This is a genomic window from Micromonospora sp. NPDC049801, from assembly GCF_040656575.1.
In the GTDB taxonomy this organism is placed as follows: Bacteria; Actinomycetota; Actinomycetes; order Mycobacteriales; family Micromonosporaceae; genus Micromonospora.
Genome location: NZ_JBFAMS010000021.1, coordinates 1 through 12,223, shown reverse-complemented (window position 1 = coordinate 12,223; position 12,223 = coordinate 1). Strand labels below are relative to the sequence as shown.

General features: G+C 72.3%; 14 protein-coding genes and 1 riboswitch. Of the genes, 10 read left to right on the top strand and 4 right to left on the bottom strand.

The genetic code is table 11. The annotated features are described in order from the left end of the window. Nucleotides 1-25 precede the first annotated feature (25 nt). Nucleotides 26-916 (bottom strand): septum formation family protein, encoded by an 891-nt coding sequence (locus AB0I89_RS29415; protein WP_357133410.1) that lies wholly within the window; start codon nucleotides 914-916, stop codon nucleotides 26-28. A gap of 254 nt (nucleotides 917-1,170) precedes the next feature. On the opposite strand from AB0I89_RS29415, the gene rpe reads away from it, so the two are divergent. From rpe to ribH, 7 genes are all read left to right on the top strand, one after another. Then, nucleotides 1,171-1,851: a ribulose-phosphate 3-epimerase gene (gene rpe / locus AB0I89_RS29410; RefSeq protein ID WP_357133407.1), complete on the top strand. Its 681-nt coding sequence runs from the start codon at nucleotides 1,171-1,173 to the stop codon at nucleotides 1,849-1,851. Between the two features lies 1 nt (nucleotide 1,852). Then, nucleotides 1,853-2,809: a response regulator gene (locus AB0I89_RS29405; RefSeq protein ID WP_357133405.1), complete on the top strand. Its 957-nt coding sequence runs from the start codon at nucleotides 1,853-1,855 to the stop codon at nucleotides 2,807-2,809. A 78-nt stretch (nucleotides 2,810-2,887) separates the two neighbouring features. Then, nucleotides 2,888-3,058: riboswitch (FMN riboswitch) on the top strand. A gap of 158 nt (nucleotides 3,059-3,216) precedes the next feature. Continuing rightward, on the top strand, nucleotides 3,217-4,278 hold the full coding sequence (gene ribD / locus AB0I89_RS29400; protein WP_357133403.1) for a bifunctional diaminohydroxyphosphoribosylaminopyrimidine deaminase/5-amino-6-(5-phosphoribosylamino)uracil reductase RibD: 1,062 nt from the start codon (nucleotides 3,217-3,219) through the stop codon (nucleotides 4,276-4,278). A gap of 1 nt (nucleotide 4,279) precedes the next feature. Further along, a complete protein-coding gene (locus AB0I89_RS29395; RefSeq protein ID WP_357133401.1) occupies nucleotides 4,280-4,897 on the top strand; it encodes a riboflavin synthase in 618 nt (205 codons plus the stop codon). Next, entirely contained in the window at nucleotides 4,897-5,586 is a 690-nt protein-coding gene (gene pnuC, locus AB0I89_RS29390) for a nicotinamide riboside transporter PnuC (RefSeq protein WP_357133399.1), read from the top strand. Before AB0I89_RS29395 ends, pnuC begins: the two co-directional genes overlap by 1 nt. Nucleotides 5,587-5,737: 151 nt before the next feature. Then, complete coding sequence (locus AB0I89_RS29385) at nucleotides 5,738-7,000, top strand: bifunctional 3,4-dihydroxy-2-butanone-4-phosphate synthase/GTP cyclohydrolase II (RefSeq protein WP_357133397.1); 1,263 nt, start codon at nucleotides 5,738-5,740, stop codon at nucleotides 6,998-7,000. A 2-nt stretch (nucleotides 7,001-7,002) separates the two neighbouring features. Further along, nucleotides 7,003-7,503 (top strand): 6,7-dimethyl-8-ribityllumazine synthase, encoded by a 501-nt coding sequence (ribH, locus tag AB0I89_RS29380; RefSeq protein WP_355053145.1) that lies wholly within the window; start codon nucleotides 7,003-7,005, stop codon nucleotides 7,501-7,503. A gap of 114 nt (nucleotides 7,504-7,617) precedes the next feature. On the opposite strand, the gene AB0I89_RS29375 is transcribed toward ribH, so the two are convergent. Genes AB0I89_RS29375 through AB0I89_RS29365 form a run of 3 tightly spaced genes read right to left on the bottom strand, consistent with a single transcriptional unit; the run spans nucleotide 7,618 to nucleotide 10,093 of the window. Then, nucleotides 7,618-8,361: an amino acid ABC transporter ATP-binding protein gene (locus AB0I89_RS29375; RefSeq protein WP_357133395.1), complete on the bottom strand. Its 744-nt coding sequence runs from the start codon at nucleotides 8,359-8,361 to the stop codon at nucleotides 7,618-7,620. A 2-nt stretch (nucleotides 8,362-8,363) separates the two neighbouring features. Further along, nucleotides 8,364-9,236 carry an amino acid ABC transporter permease gene (locus tag AB0I89_RS29370; RefSeq protein ID WP_357133393.1) on the bottom strand — a complete coding sequence of 291 codons (873 nt, stop codon included), beginning with the start codon at nucleotides 9,234-9,236 and terminating at the stop codon, nucleotides 8,364-8,366. Continuing rightward, nucleotides 9,233-10,093, bottom strand: a complete 861-nt coding sequence (locus tag AB0I89_RS29365; protein WP_357133391.1) for an ABC transporter substrate-binding protein — start codon at nucleotides 10,091-10,093, stop codon at nucleotides 9,233-9,235. The genes AB0I89_RS29370 and AB0I89_RS29365 overlap by 4 nt, the downstream gene beginning before the upstream one ends. 133 nt (nucleotides 10,094-10,226) lie before the next feature. Between AB0I89_RS29365 and AB0I89_RS29360 the strand changes: the two genes are divergently transcribed. From AB0I89_RS29360 to AB0I89_RS29350, 3 genes are all read left to right on the top strand, one after another. Beyond that, nucleotides 10,227-10,490 carry a phosphoribosyl-ATP diphosphatase gene (locus AB0I89_RS29360; RefSeq protein ID WP_089016570.1) on the top strand — a complete coding sequence of 88 codons (264 nt, stop codon included), beginning with the start codon at nucleotides 10,227-10,229 and terminating at the stop codon, nucleotides 10,488-10,490. Nucleotides 10,491-10,535: 45 nt separating this feature from the next. Then, nucleotides 10,536-11,381, top strand: a complete 846-nt coding sequence (hisG, locus tag AB0I89_RS29355; protein WP_357133389.1) for an ATP phosphoribosyltransferase — start codon at nucleotides 10,536-10,538, stop codon at nucleotides 11,379-11,381. A 144-nt stretch (nucleotides 11,382-11,525) separates the two neighbouring features. Further along, nucleotides 11,526-11,999 carry a PH domain-containing protein gene (locus AB0I89_RS29350; RefSeq protein ID WP_357133387.1) on the top strand — a complete coding sequence of 158 codons (474 nt, stop codon included), beginning with the start codon at nucleotides 11,526-11,528 and terminating at the stop codon, nucleotides 11,997-11,999. Nucleotides 12,000-12,223: the final 224 nt, after the last annotated feature.

Sequence of the window (12,223 nt, the reverse complement as noted above, 5' to 3'; positions counted from 1 at the left end):
GCGCAGCAGCATACGGCACCGTAGGTCAGATCGCGGGTAGTCCCTCGGGGCCGGCGCCGCGCATCGAACGGGTGAGTTTCCGGTCGTCGCTCCACAGGAAACAGCGCACCCCGCGGTCGCCCTCCTCCCACTCCCGTTGCGACGGTGGGTAGTAGATGGACCCGGCCCGGTACGGCAGTTCGCTGTTGTTGGGCACGGCCACGTACGCGGCGATCAGCGCCATGCAGCGCCGGTGCGCCTGCTCGCCGGAGCGGGTGAAGGCCGCCCAGCTCAGGTCCTTCTCCTCGTAGACGCCGACGAACTCGGCGCGGTGCGGCTCGGTGCAGAGCACCGGGGCCATGTAGTTGAGGTTGTCGCCGATCAGCTTGGGGTCGAAACAGCGGTGGGTCAGCGGGCTGTCGCCGATCAGCGCGCCACGCAGGCTGCCGACGCGGTTCACCGGGCGGGTGTTGTCGATGCTGTCGGTCTCGCTGAGATCGCAGCGGAACCAGCGTGCGCCGCCGGTCCACGCCGGCGCCGTGGGCAGCGAGAGCGTCAGGGTGAGCCGGGCCGTGTGCCAGTCACCGCCGAGCACGTCCCGGGCCCGCTGGTCGCACTCGGCGCGGGCCGCGCGCAGCGCGGTCGAACCCGGGCCCGGCCGGGCACCGGCCCGCGCGGCCGGGCCGGTGAACGTGCCGACGTGGATCGCCTCGGCGAGGTGGCTGCGGGCGCAGTCGACGGTCTCGTACGTGCTGGCCTGCACGACCGCGGTGATCCTGGGCAGGCAGGTGTCGGTGGCCGGGGTGAACGGTCGGGGAACCCGCAACTCCGGCCAGTCGTCGGTGAGATCACCGTCCGCGCCGCGTGCCGGCGCGCAGCCGGACAGCAGCATCGTCGTGACGCCGACCAGCGCCAGCGCTGCAAGCCACCGTCGCATCGTCCGCCCTCCCGGGAGCTGGCGACCGGTCGCCGCGCCCCGTGGCGCGACCCCGGCGGGCGTGCAGCCTACGGCACCGTCCCGCTTGGAGTGTCGTCGCGTTTGGGTCGATCGGCCAGCCACTGATGTCTGTTCGTCCGGATTCGAGGATCCGGACCGGTTTATTCTGCACTACTGGTCACTGGTGGATCACAGCGTGTCGGAGTTGGTGCCGTGCTGCGGGCGGCGGGTGGCCGCGTTCGTACACTGGCCCCGTGACCGTACCGCCGCCAATCGTCGCGCCGAGCATCCTGGCCGCCGATTTCGCTCGCCTCGCCGAAGAGGTCCGTGCCGTCGAGGACGCCGCGGACTGGTTGCACGTGGACGTGATGGACAACCATTTCGTGCCCAACCTGACCATCGGGCTGCCCGTGGTGCAGAGCCTGCGGGCCGCCACCACGATGCCGTTCGACGTGCATCTGATGATCTCCGACCCGCGTCGGTGGGCCCCGGGGTACGCCGACGCCGGGGCGTACAACGTCACGTTCCACGTCGAGGCGGCCGACGACCCGGTGGCCCTGGCCAAGGACCTGCGTTCGGCCGGCGCGAAGGCTGGACTGGCCATCGACCGGGACACCCCGATCGAGCCGTACCTGGACCTGCTGCCCAGCTTCGACACCCTGTTGATCATGACGATCAAGGCGGGCTTCGGCGGCCAGCGGTTCATCCCGCAGTTGCTGGACAAGGTCCGCGCCGCCCGTCGGCACGTGAACGCCGGGCACCTGGAGCTGCGCATCGAGGTGGACGGCGGGATCGCCGCCGACACCATCGAGCAGGCGGCCGCGGCCGGCGCCGACGCGTTCGTGGCCGGCACCGCCGTCTACGGCGCCGCCGACCCGGCGGAGGCGGTACGGCACCTGCGGGCGCTGGCGGAACGCGCGGCGCCCGAGGCCTGAGATGGAGCCCGAGGTCGACCGCAAGGACGTCATCCTCGTCGTCGACGACGACGAGGACATCGCCCGGTTCGTCGAGTTCAACCTGCGGTTGCACGGCTTCGAGGTGATCCACGCCAGCGATGGTCAGGAGGCCCTGGAGGTCATCGAGCGCCAGCGGCCGGATCTCGCCGTGGTCGACCTCATGATGCCCCGCATCGACGGGCTGGAGCTGACCCGGCGGCTGCGCGCCGACCCGATGACCTCCGCCCTGCCGGTGATCATGCTGACGGCCAAGGGGATGACCGTGGACAAGGTCCACGGGCTCAGCGCGGGCGCGGACGACTACCTGGTCAAACCGTTCGACACCGCCGAGCTGGTGGCCCGGGTCTCCTCGACGCTGCGGCGCAACAAGGAGTTCCGGGAGGTGTCCCCGCTCACCGGACTGCCCGGCAACAGTCGCATCCGGCGGGAGATCAGCGACCGGGTCCGGCAGGGGGTGGACTACGCGGTCGGCTACATCGACATCGACCGGTTCAAGAGCGTCAACGACCGGTACGGCTTCGTCCGGGGCGACGACTTCATCTCCGCCCTGGCCCGCAGCCTGCACCGGGCCGTGGTGGCGGTGGGGCTGCCGCCGGCCTTCCTCGGCCACGTCGGCGGCGACGACTTCGTGATCGTCTGCGCGCCCGACCAGGTCCGCCCGCTCACCTCTCGGGCGGTGGTCGACTTCGAGAAGTCCGCCGACACGCTCTACGACGCGACCGACCGTGAGCGCGGCTTCGTCGAGCTGAAGGACCGGCGCGGCAACATCCGCCGGGCGGCCCTGGTCACGCTCTCGATCGGCGTCTCGCTGTCCGACGCCGGCAAGCGGTTCACCGACCCGCTCGAGGCCATCGCGGTGGCCTCGGAGATGAAGACGGTCGCCAAGAGCCAACCGGGGTCGTATGTCGCCGTGGACCGGCGGCGCGGCGTCACCTGACGCGTGATCCCGCTGTGAAGTAGCTCGCCTGAATAACGACACGCCGGGTTCGGCGTGTAAGACTGCGAAGTACCCACCACGCGCTGGCGGGACTCGGTGAAATTCCGAACCGGCGGTGATCCACGGTCCAACCGTGGTCAGCCCGCGACCCGGACGGCTCTGCCGCCCGGTGGACCTGGTGAAAATCCGGGGCCGACGGTTGGGTGCGGCTCGTCCGCGCCCAGACAGTCCGGATGGGAGACAGCGCGCGGGACGGACGGGTCCGAGCCGGCCGCTGGCTTCAGCGTGCCGTGCCGCCCAACCGGGGCGGCTGTGCCGTACCCGGAATCCGCCGCCGCCTGCCCGCGGTCCATACCGCCTCCCTGACCGCCCGCGCGATGAGGCGAGTGAGAGGGCAGGACAGGGCGATGGCCAGCGTCTCCGTCGACGAGGCGATGCGGCGTGCGATCGAGCTGGCGGCGCGCGGGCTGGGCACCACCAGCCCCAACCCGGTGGTCGGGTGCGTGCTGCTCGACGCGGACGGCCAGGTCGTGGGCGAGGGCTTCCACGCGTACGCGGGCGGACCGCACGCCGAGATCGTCGCGCTGGCCCAGGCCGGCCGGCGCGCCAAGGGCGGCACCGCGGTCGTCACTCTGGAACCGTGTGACCACACCGGCCGCACCGGCCCCTGCAGCACCGCGCTTGTCCAGGCCGGCGTGGGCCGGGTGGTCATCGCCGTACCGGACCCTAATCCGGTGGCCACCGGCGGCGCCGCCACGTTGCGCTCCGCCGGCGTCCAGGTGGACCTGGGAGTACGCGGCGAGGAGGCCGAGGCCGGCAACGTGGCCTGGCTGACCTCGATGCGCCGTGGCTGGCCGTACGTCATCTGGAAGTACGCCGCCACCCTCGACGGCCGGTCGGCCGCCGAGGACGGCACCAGCATGTGGATCACCTCGGAGGCGGCCCGGATCGACGTGCACGCGCTGCGCGGCACTGTCGACGCGGTCATCGCCGGGGTGGGCACCGTGCTCGCCGACGATCCGCGCCTGACCGCCCGCAACCTGCGCGACGGCAGCCTGGCCATCCGGCAGCCGCTGCGGGTCGTGGTGGACAGCTCGGGGCGTACCCCGGTGGACGCCCGGGTCCGCGACGGCGCCGCGCGGACGTGGATCGCGACCGCCGCCGAGGTCGGCGCGGGCAAGGACGGCCGGGTCGACCTGCCGGCGCTGCTCGCGGCGCTGCACCAGCGCGGCGTCCGCGCCGTGCTGCTGGAGGGTGGGCCCCGGCTGGCCGGCGCGTTCCTGGCCGCCGGCCTGGTGGACAAGATCGTCGGGTACGTCGCGCCGCGGCTGCTCGGCGCCGGCCCCACCGCCCTGGTCGACGCGGGAGTGACGACCATCGCTGAGGCCATCGATCTGGAGCTCGTCGACGTTACGCAGGTCGGTCCGGATCTCCGGATCACCGCTTTGCCCCGAAAGAGGGAGGGCTGACATGTTCACCGGCATTGTCGAGGAATTGGGCGAGATCGTGCGCGTCACGGCCACGGCGGGTGATTCCGCGCTGATCGCCGTGCGGGGCCCGCTCGTCACCTCCGACGCCCGGCACGGTGATTCCATCGCCGTCAACGGTGTCTGCCTGACCGTCGTGGACGCGGCCGACGGCGTCTTCACCGCCGACGTCATGGGCGAGACCCTGCGCCGCTCCGCGCTGGGCGCGCTGCACGCGGGCGACCCGGTCAACCTGGAACGGGCCGCCGCGCTGGGCAGCCGCCTCGGTGGGCACCTCGTGCAGGGGCACGTCGACGGTGTCGGCGAGCTGATCTCCCGCGAACCGGCCGAGCAGTGGGAGACCGTGCGGTTCCGGCTCCCCGCCGACCTGTCGCGGTACGTGGTGGAGAAGGGCTCGATCACGATCGACGGCGTGTCGCTGACCGTGGCAGCCGTCGGCGTCGACGAGTTCGCCGTCGGGCTCATTCCGACCACCCTCAAGCTGACCACCCTCGGCGCGAAGGGCGTCGGTGACCCGGTCAACCTTGAGGTCGACGTGGTGGCCAAGTACGTCGAGCGGCTGCTGGGCAGTCGGCTCGCCGAGACCGACGAGGTGGCCTGATGGGCGCCCTCGGCTGGCTCCTCGACGCCCAGGTGCAGGTGGCCGGCTCGCCGGTGCTGGTCCGGGAGATCGTCGGCAACGCGTTCGGCCTGATCTCGGCGCTGCTCGGGCTGCGCCGGCTGGTCTGGGCCTGGCCGGTCGGCATGATCGGGAACGCGCTGCTGTTCACCGTCTTCCTCGGCGGCGTGTTCGCCACCCCGCAGGCCCACGACCTGTACGGGCAGGCCGGCCGGCAGGTCTTCTTCTTCGCGGTGAGCGTCTACGGCTGGTGGCGCTGGCAGCGCAACCGTCGGGCCGACGCCCAGCACGCCGCGGTGCTGCCACGGTGGGCCACCGGGCGGGAACGGCTCGCCCTGCTGCTGGCCGCCGTCGTCGGCACCGCCGCGGCGTACCCGCTGCTCAAGGCGTTGGGCTCCTGGGGTCCGCTGCCGGACGCCTGGATCCTCACCGGCAGTCTGCTCGCCACCTACGGCATGGCCCGCGGCTGGGTCGAGTTCTGGCTGGTGTGGATCGCGGTGGACGCCGTCGGCGTGCCGCTGCTGCTGCGCGGCGGGTTCTACCCGTCGGCGGCCATGTACCTGATCTACGGCGCCCTCTGCGCCTGGGGCTTCGCCGCCTGGTGGCACACGTCGCGCGCCACCCGCCCGGCCGCCGCGCTCCCACCCACCTACACGGAGGCCGTCGCATGAGCGAGCAAAGCGAGCGAATCATCAGGTCAAGCGCCATGGTGCCTCATGACGCCACTGCTCACAGTCCGACCCCCGGCCGAGGCCGCGTGGCCGTGCCGGGCCAGACCGACCCGGCCGGGGCTCGGACCGTTCGGCGAAGCGGAGTGGCGGCATGAGCTTCGCCGACATCGAGCAGGCGATCGCCGAGATCGCGGCCGGACGGCCGGTCGTCGTGGTCGACGACGCCGACCGGGAGAACGAGGGCGACCTGATCTTCGCGGCCGAGCTGGCCACGCCGGAGCTGATGGCGTTCATGGTGCGCTACACCTCGGGGTACGTCTGCGTGCCGTTGACCGAGAGCGAGGCCGACCGCCTCGACCTGCCGCCCATGCACCACACCAACCAGGACCGGCGCGGCACCGCGTACACGGTGACCGTCGACGCCCGGGAGGGGGTCAGCACCGGCATCTCGGCGGCCGACCGCGCGCACACCATCCGACTGCTCGCCGACGCGGCCACCGACCCGACGGACCTGGCGCGTCCCGGGCACGTGGTGCCGCTGCGCGCCCGCGAGGGCGGGGTGCTGCGCCGGCCCGGCCACACCGAGGCGGCGATCGACCTGACCCGGCTCGCCGGGCTGCGTCCGGCGGGCGTGCTCTGCGAGCTGGTCAACGACGACGGCACCATGATGCGGTTGCCGGACCTGGAGAAGTTCGCCGCCGAACACGGCCTCGTGCTGATCACCATCGCCGACCTGATCGCCTACCGGCGGCGGACCGAGAAGCAGGTCGAGCAGGTGGCCGAGGCTCGGATGCCCACCCGGCACGGGGTGTTCCGCGCGCTGGGTTACCGCGCCGAGCACGACCCGGCCGAGCACGTGGCCATGGTCATCGGAGACCTCGGCGACGGCCAGGACGTGCTGGTCCGGGTGCACTCCGAGTGCCTGACCGGGGACGTGTTCGGCTCGCTGCGCTGCGACTGCGGGCCGCAGTTGGACGCCGCGCTGGCCCGGGTCGCCCGTGAGGGCCGGGGCGTGGTGCTCTACGTGCGCGGCCACGAAGGACGCGGCATCGGGCTGCTGCACAAGCTCCAGGCGTACCAGTTGCAGGACCAGGGCCGCGACACCGTCGACGCCAACCTCGACCTGGGCCTGCCGGCCGACGCCCGCGACTACGGCACCGGCGCTCAGATCCTCTACGACCTGGGCGTGCGCTCGATGCGACTGCTCACCAACAACCCGGCCAAGCGGGCCGGGCTGGAGGGTTACGGGCTCACCATCACCGGCCGCGAGAGCCTGCCGGCCGGCGCGCACCCGGAGAACCTGCGCTACCTGCGCACCAAGCGGGACCGGATGGGTCACCTGCTGGACGAGTTGGACGAGGTGTCCGAGGCGCCGCTGGGGCGTCCGGTCGCCAACGACGAGATCGGAGCATGACGATGGCGGGTTTCGGTGAGCCGGGAGTCGACGCGGTGGACGCCGCAGGGCTGACCGTCGGCGTGGTGGCCGCGCGCTGGCACGGCGACCTGACCGACCACATGCTGGAGCGCGCGGTCGCCGCCGCCGAGGCGTGCGGCGCGCGATCCGTGGTCGCCCGCGTCGCCGGCTCGGTCGAGCTGCCCGTCGTCGCCCAGGCCCTCGCCCGCCGCTGCGACGTGGTGGTCGCGCTCGGCGTGGTCGTCCGCGGCGCGACCGCCCACTTCGACTACGTGTGCCGATCGGTCACCGACGGGCTGACCCGGGTGGCGCTGGACGAGGGCAAGCCGGTCGCCCACGGTGTGCTCACCGTGGAGACCATCGAGCAGGCCCGGGACCGGGCCGGCCTGCCCGGCTCGGCGGAGGACAAGGGCTGGGCGGCGACCGTCGCGGCGCTCGACGCCGCGCTGGCCGTGCGTACCGTCGCGGCGGGCAACGCGCAGCGGGTCGGCTTCGCCGGCTGACCCGCTCGGCCTGTCTCCGGTGGCGGCCGGCCTGTCTCCGGTGGCGGCCGGGTTCTCGGCGGCGGCCGGCCTGTCTCCGGTGGCGGCCGGGTTCTCGGCGGCGGCCGGCCTGTCTCAGAGCCGGCCGGCCTCGATGATCCGGCGCAGGAACTGCCGGGTACGGGGCTGCGTCGGCTCGCCGAGCACCTGCTCCGGCGGGCCGCTCTCGACGACGCGCCCCGCGTCGAGGAAGCACACCTCGTCGGCGACCTCCCGGGCGAAGCCCATCTCGTGGGTGGCCAGCACCATGGTCATCCCGTCGGCCTTCAGGTCCCGGATCATCGTCAGCACCTCGCCGACGAGTTCCGGGTCCAGCGCCGAGGTGACCTCGTCGAGCAGCATCAGCCGGGGCGAGTTCGCCAACGCCCGGACGATCGCCACCCGCTGCTGCTGCCCGCCGGAGAGGGCGTCCGGAAAGGCGTGCGCCTTCGCGCCCAGACCCACCCGGTCGAGCAGGTCGCGGGCCTGGGCCTCGGCCTCCGCGCGGGCCCGCCGGTGTACGCGCCGGGGTGCGAGGGTGATGTTGTCCAGCACGCTCAGGTGCGGAAACAGGTTGTACGCCTGGAACACCATGCCGATCCGCCGGCGTACCCGGTCGGCGTCGACCCGAGGGTCGGAGATGTCCTCCCCGTCCAGCTCGATCGTCCCGTCGTCCAACTCGTCGAGGAGGTTCACGCACCGCAGGAGCGTGGACTTGCCCGACCCGGACGCCCCGATCAGCGCCACCACCCGGTGCTCGGCGACCGTCAGGTCGAGCCCGTCCAGCACGACGTGGCCGGCGAACTCCTTGCGCAGCCCCCGGCAGCGCAGCAGCGTCATGGTCAGCCTCCCGACTGGCGGCGGGCCGAGCGCAGCGTGACCCAGTCGGTGACCGCGATCAGCGGGATCGCGAGCAGCACGAACAGCACGCCCGCCACGATGTACGGCGTGTAGTTGAACGTCTGGGCGGTGGCGATCTGGGCGGCCCGGACCGCGTCGATCGGGCCGGCGAGCGAGACCAGCCCGACGTCCTTCTGCAGGGCCACCACGTCGTTGAGCAGCGGTGGCGCCACCCGGCGGACCGCCTGCGGCAGCACCACGTGCCGCATCGTCTGCCGGTAGGTCAGGCCCAGCGACCGGGCCGCCGCGAGTTGGCTGGGGTGCACCGACTCGATGCCGGCCCGGAACACCTCGGCGAGGTAGCCGCCGTAGGTGAGCACCAGCGCCAGCCCGCCCAGCACCAGCACCGACGGCATGCCCCGCAGCCGCAGCCCGGGTACGCCGAGGGTGAGCAGGTAGAGCACGATGATCAGTGGTAGGCCCCGGAACGTGTACGTGTAGCCGGCGGCCAGCGCCCGTACCGGAAAGAAGATCGGGCCGCGCAGCGTCCGCAGCACGGCGATCACCAGCCCCAACAGCAGCGCGCCGGCCGCGCAGCAGACCAGCAGCCGTACGTTGAGCCAGAGCCCGTCCAGCACGGTCGGCAGCGCGTCGGCGGCGATCTTCGGGTCCAGGAACGACTCCCGTACCCGGTCCCAGCCCGGCGCGCCGGTCACCGCGACGACCAGCAACGTGCCGAGCGCCGCCGTGGAGGAGGCCGCGACCAGCACGCTGTAGACGGTCTGTCGCCGCCGGTACGCCGTTCGCCGCGCCTGGGCCGGCGAGGGGGTGTGCTCCCGTGGCGCTAGGGCGGGGGTGGTTTCCCGCGGCGTCACGTCAGCTCGGCCGCGCCCGCCACCTGCGCGAGCCACTTCTGCTCCAGCTCCTTGAGCGTGCCGGCCTCGCTGAGCTGACCGACGGCTCCGCTCACACAGCGGGTCAGCGGCGAGTTCTTGTCCAGCAGCAGCCCGAACACCTCCGGCACGCCGACCCGTGGCAGCTGGCCGACGATCACCGCGTCGGTGACCTCCGCGCCGGTGATGTAGAAGGCCGTCGGCAGGTCCACCACGAGACCGTCGATCTGCCCGTTCTGCAGGGCCTTCTTGGCGTCGTCGTTGCTGTTGTAGACCTGCGGCTTCGCGGTGGGCTTGATGACGTCGGTGATCGCCTGGTAGCTGGTCGTGCCTACCTGGGCCCCGAGCTTGGCGCCCTTCAGGTCGGCCACGGTCTTCTTGCCGGCGATCTTCGACGACTTGAGCGCGATGACCGTCTGCCGCACCAGGTAGTACGGCGCGGAGAAGTCCACCGCCTGCTTGCGCTCGTCGGTGACCGAGAACTGGTTGATGTCGAAGTCGAAGGTCTTCTCCCCGGGCGCGATCGCGGTGTCGAACTTCACCCGCGTCCAGGCGACGTCCGCCCGCGCGTAGCCCAGCTTCTCGGCCACGGCGTACGCGACGGCGGCCTCGAAGCCCTCGCCGTTCTCCGGCTTGTCCTGCCGGAACCACGGCTCGTACGCCGGCTGGTCGGTGGCGATGGTGAGCTTGCCCGGCGTACGGGTGGGCAGGCTGTCCTTGACGCAGGACGGCGCGGCGGTGACGGTGGGGGTCGGTTCGTCCTGCGGCGCGCAGGCGGTGACGGCGCCGACGACGGCGCCGACGAGGGTGAGCGCGAGAAGACGTGAGCGGCTGGCCATGGCGGACAGCGTAAAGCTCCACGGCCATCGATCGAAGATCTTCCCACCGGTACGATAGGGAATTGTCCGCCTGCTGGGTTCGGCCGGACCCGGACGTCCGGTGGTGGCCCGGCGGCTGGAAGAATCGTTCCCCGTGAAGACGTTCGAGGAGTTGTTCGCCGAGCTGCAGGCCAAGGCCGCCGCCGGCACCCCGGGCTCGGGCACCGTCGCCGCTCTGGACAAGGGCGTGCACTTCATCGGCAAGAAGGTCGTCGAGGAGGCGGCCGAGTCGTGGATGGCCGCCGAGCACGAGGGGCCGCAGCGCACCGCCGAGGAGATCTCCCAACTGCTCTACCAGGTCCAGGTGCTGATGCTCGCCAGCGGTCTCGAGCTCAAGGACGTCTACCGACATCTGTGAGTGCGCCCCGTCGTTGATCAGACCCGATCGAAGGAGCACTCCGTCATGCTGCGTGTCGCCATCCCCAACAAGGGCACCCTGGCCGAGCCGGCCGCCCAGATGCTGCGCGAGGCGGGCTACCGCCAGCGCACCGATCCCAAGGACCTCGTCTGCCGGGACGAGGCCAACGACGTCGAATTCTTCTACCTGCGTCCCAAGGACATCGCCACCTACGTCGGCTCCGGTGATCTCGACCTCGGCATCACCGGCCGTGACCTGCTGATCGACTCGGCCGCGCCCGCCGAGGAGGTCGTCGACCTCGCCTTCGGGCGGGCCACCTTCCGGTTCGCCGCCCGCCCGGACGACATCGACTCCGTCCAGGAGTTGGGCGGGCACAAGATCGCCACCGCGTACCCGGGGCTGGTGGAGCGGCACCTCGATGAGGCGGGCGTCAAGGCCGAGGTGATCCGCCTCGACGGCGCCGTGGAGAACGCCGTACGCCTCGGGGTGGCCGACGTGATCGCGGACGTGGTGGAGACCGGAGCGACGCTGCGTCAGGCGGGCCTCGTCGTGTTCGGCGAGCCGCTGCTGCGATCGTCGGCGGTGCTGGTGCGACGTGCCGGCGCGCCGGCCCACACGCAGGCCGAGCAGCTCCTGCGTCGCCTGCACGGCGTGCTGGTGGCCCGGCGTTACGTGATGCTCGCCTACGACGTGCCGGCCGGTCTGCTGGACCGGGCCAGCGGGTTGACCCCCGGCATCGAGTCGCCCACGGTCTCGCCGTTGCACCGCGAGGGCTGGGTGGCCGTGCAGGCCATGGTGCTCAGCGACGACGTGCACCGGATCATGGACGAGCTGTACGACCTGGGTGCCCGCGCCATCCTGGTCACCAACATCCACGCCTGCCGCCTCTGACGGGTATTGATCCACCCGAGATCGCGGAAGTGGGGGTGTCCGCTCGCGCGGGTCACCCCCACTTCGCTGACCTCGGGTGGATCACGGGCGGCGCCTCGGCGGGTGGTGCGCGGGTGGGGCGGACGTGAGTGGCAGACTGGGGGAGTGAGTGACACCGAGCTGGTCCGCCTCAAGCCCCGCCGCATCCGGGTGGTGTGCTGGTCCGCGGCGATCGTGCTGGTGGTGGTGTTCGCCCTGGTCGCCACCTCGCTGAGCGGGCCGACCGGCGACGGATACGGCAGCTTCCAGCGCGGCGACCAGATCGCCATGATCGGCCTCGGCATCTTCGGGGCACTGGGCTTCCTGCTGTTCACCCGCCCGCGCATCGAAGCGGACGAGCGGCGCATCCGGGTGCGTAACGTGATCAGCTCGTACGAGCTGCCCTGGGAGGTCGTCCGGGGTGTCCGCTTCGATCGCGGGGCGCCCTGGGCCAGCCTGGAACTGCACGACGACGACCTGCTGCCGTTGATCGCGCTCCAGGCGGCCGACAAGGAGTTGGCCGTCGACGGCGTGCGCGCCCTGCGCCGGCTGCACGAAGCCCACCTGACCCGCCTCGCCGAACGAGCCGTCGGCACCTGAACCACCCACCCCGCACGCAAGCCACGGCACTCCCGCCCTGCCCCCCCCGCCGCCCCCCACGCCTCCCACGCCAGCGCGAAGCTGACTCAGCGCGGTGATCAAGAGGTTTGCGTCACGGGGCACGGCGTGTCGTGACGCAAACCTCTTGATCACCCCGCGCCCCGCGCCCCGCGCCCCGCGCCCCGCGCCCCGCGCCCCGCGCCCCGCGCCCCGCGCCCCGCGCC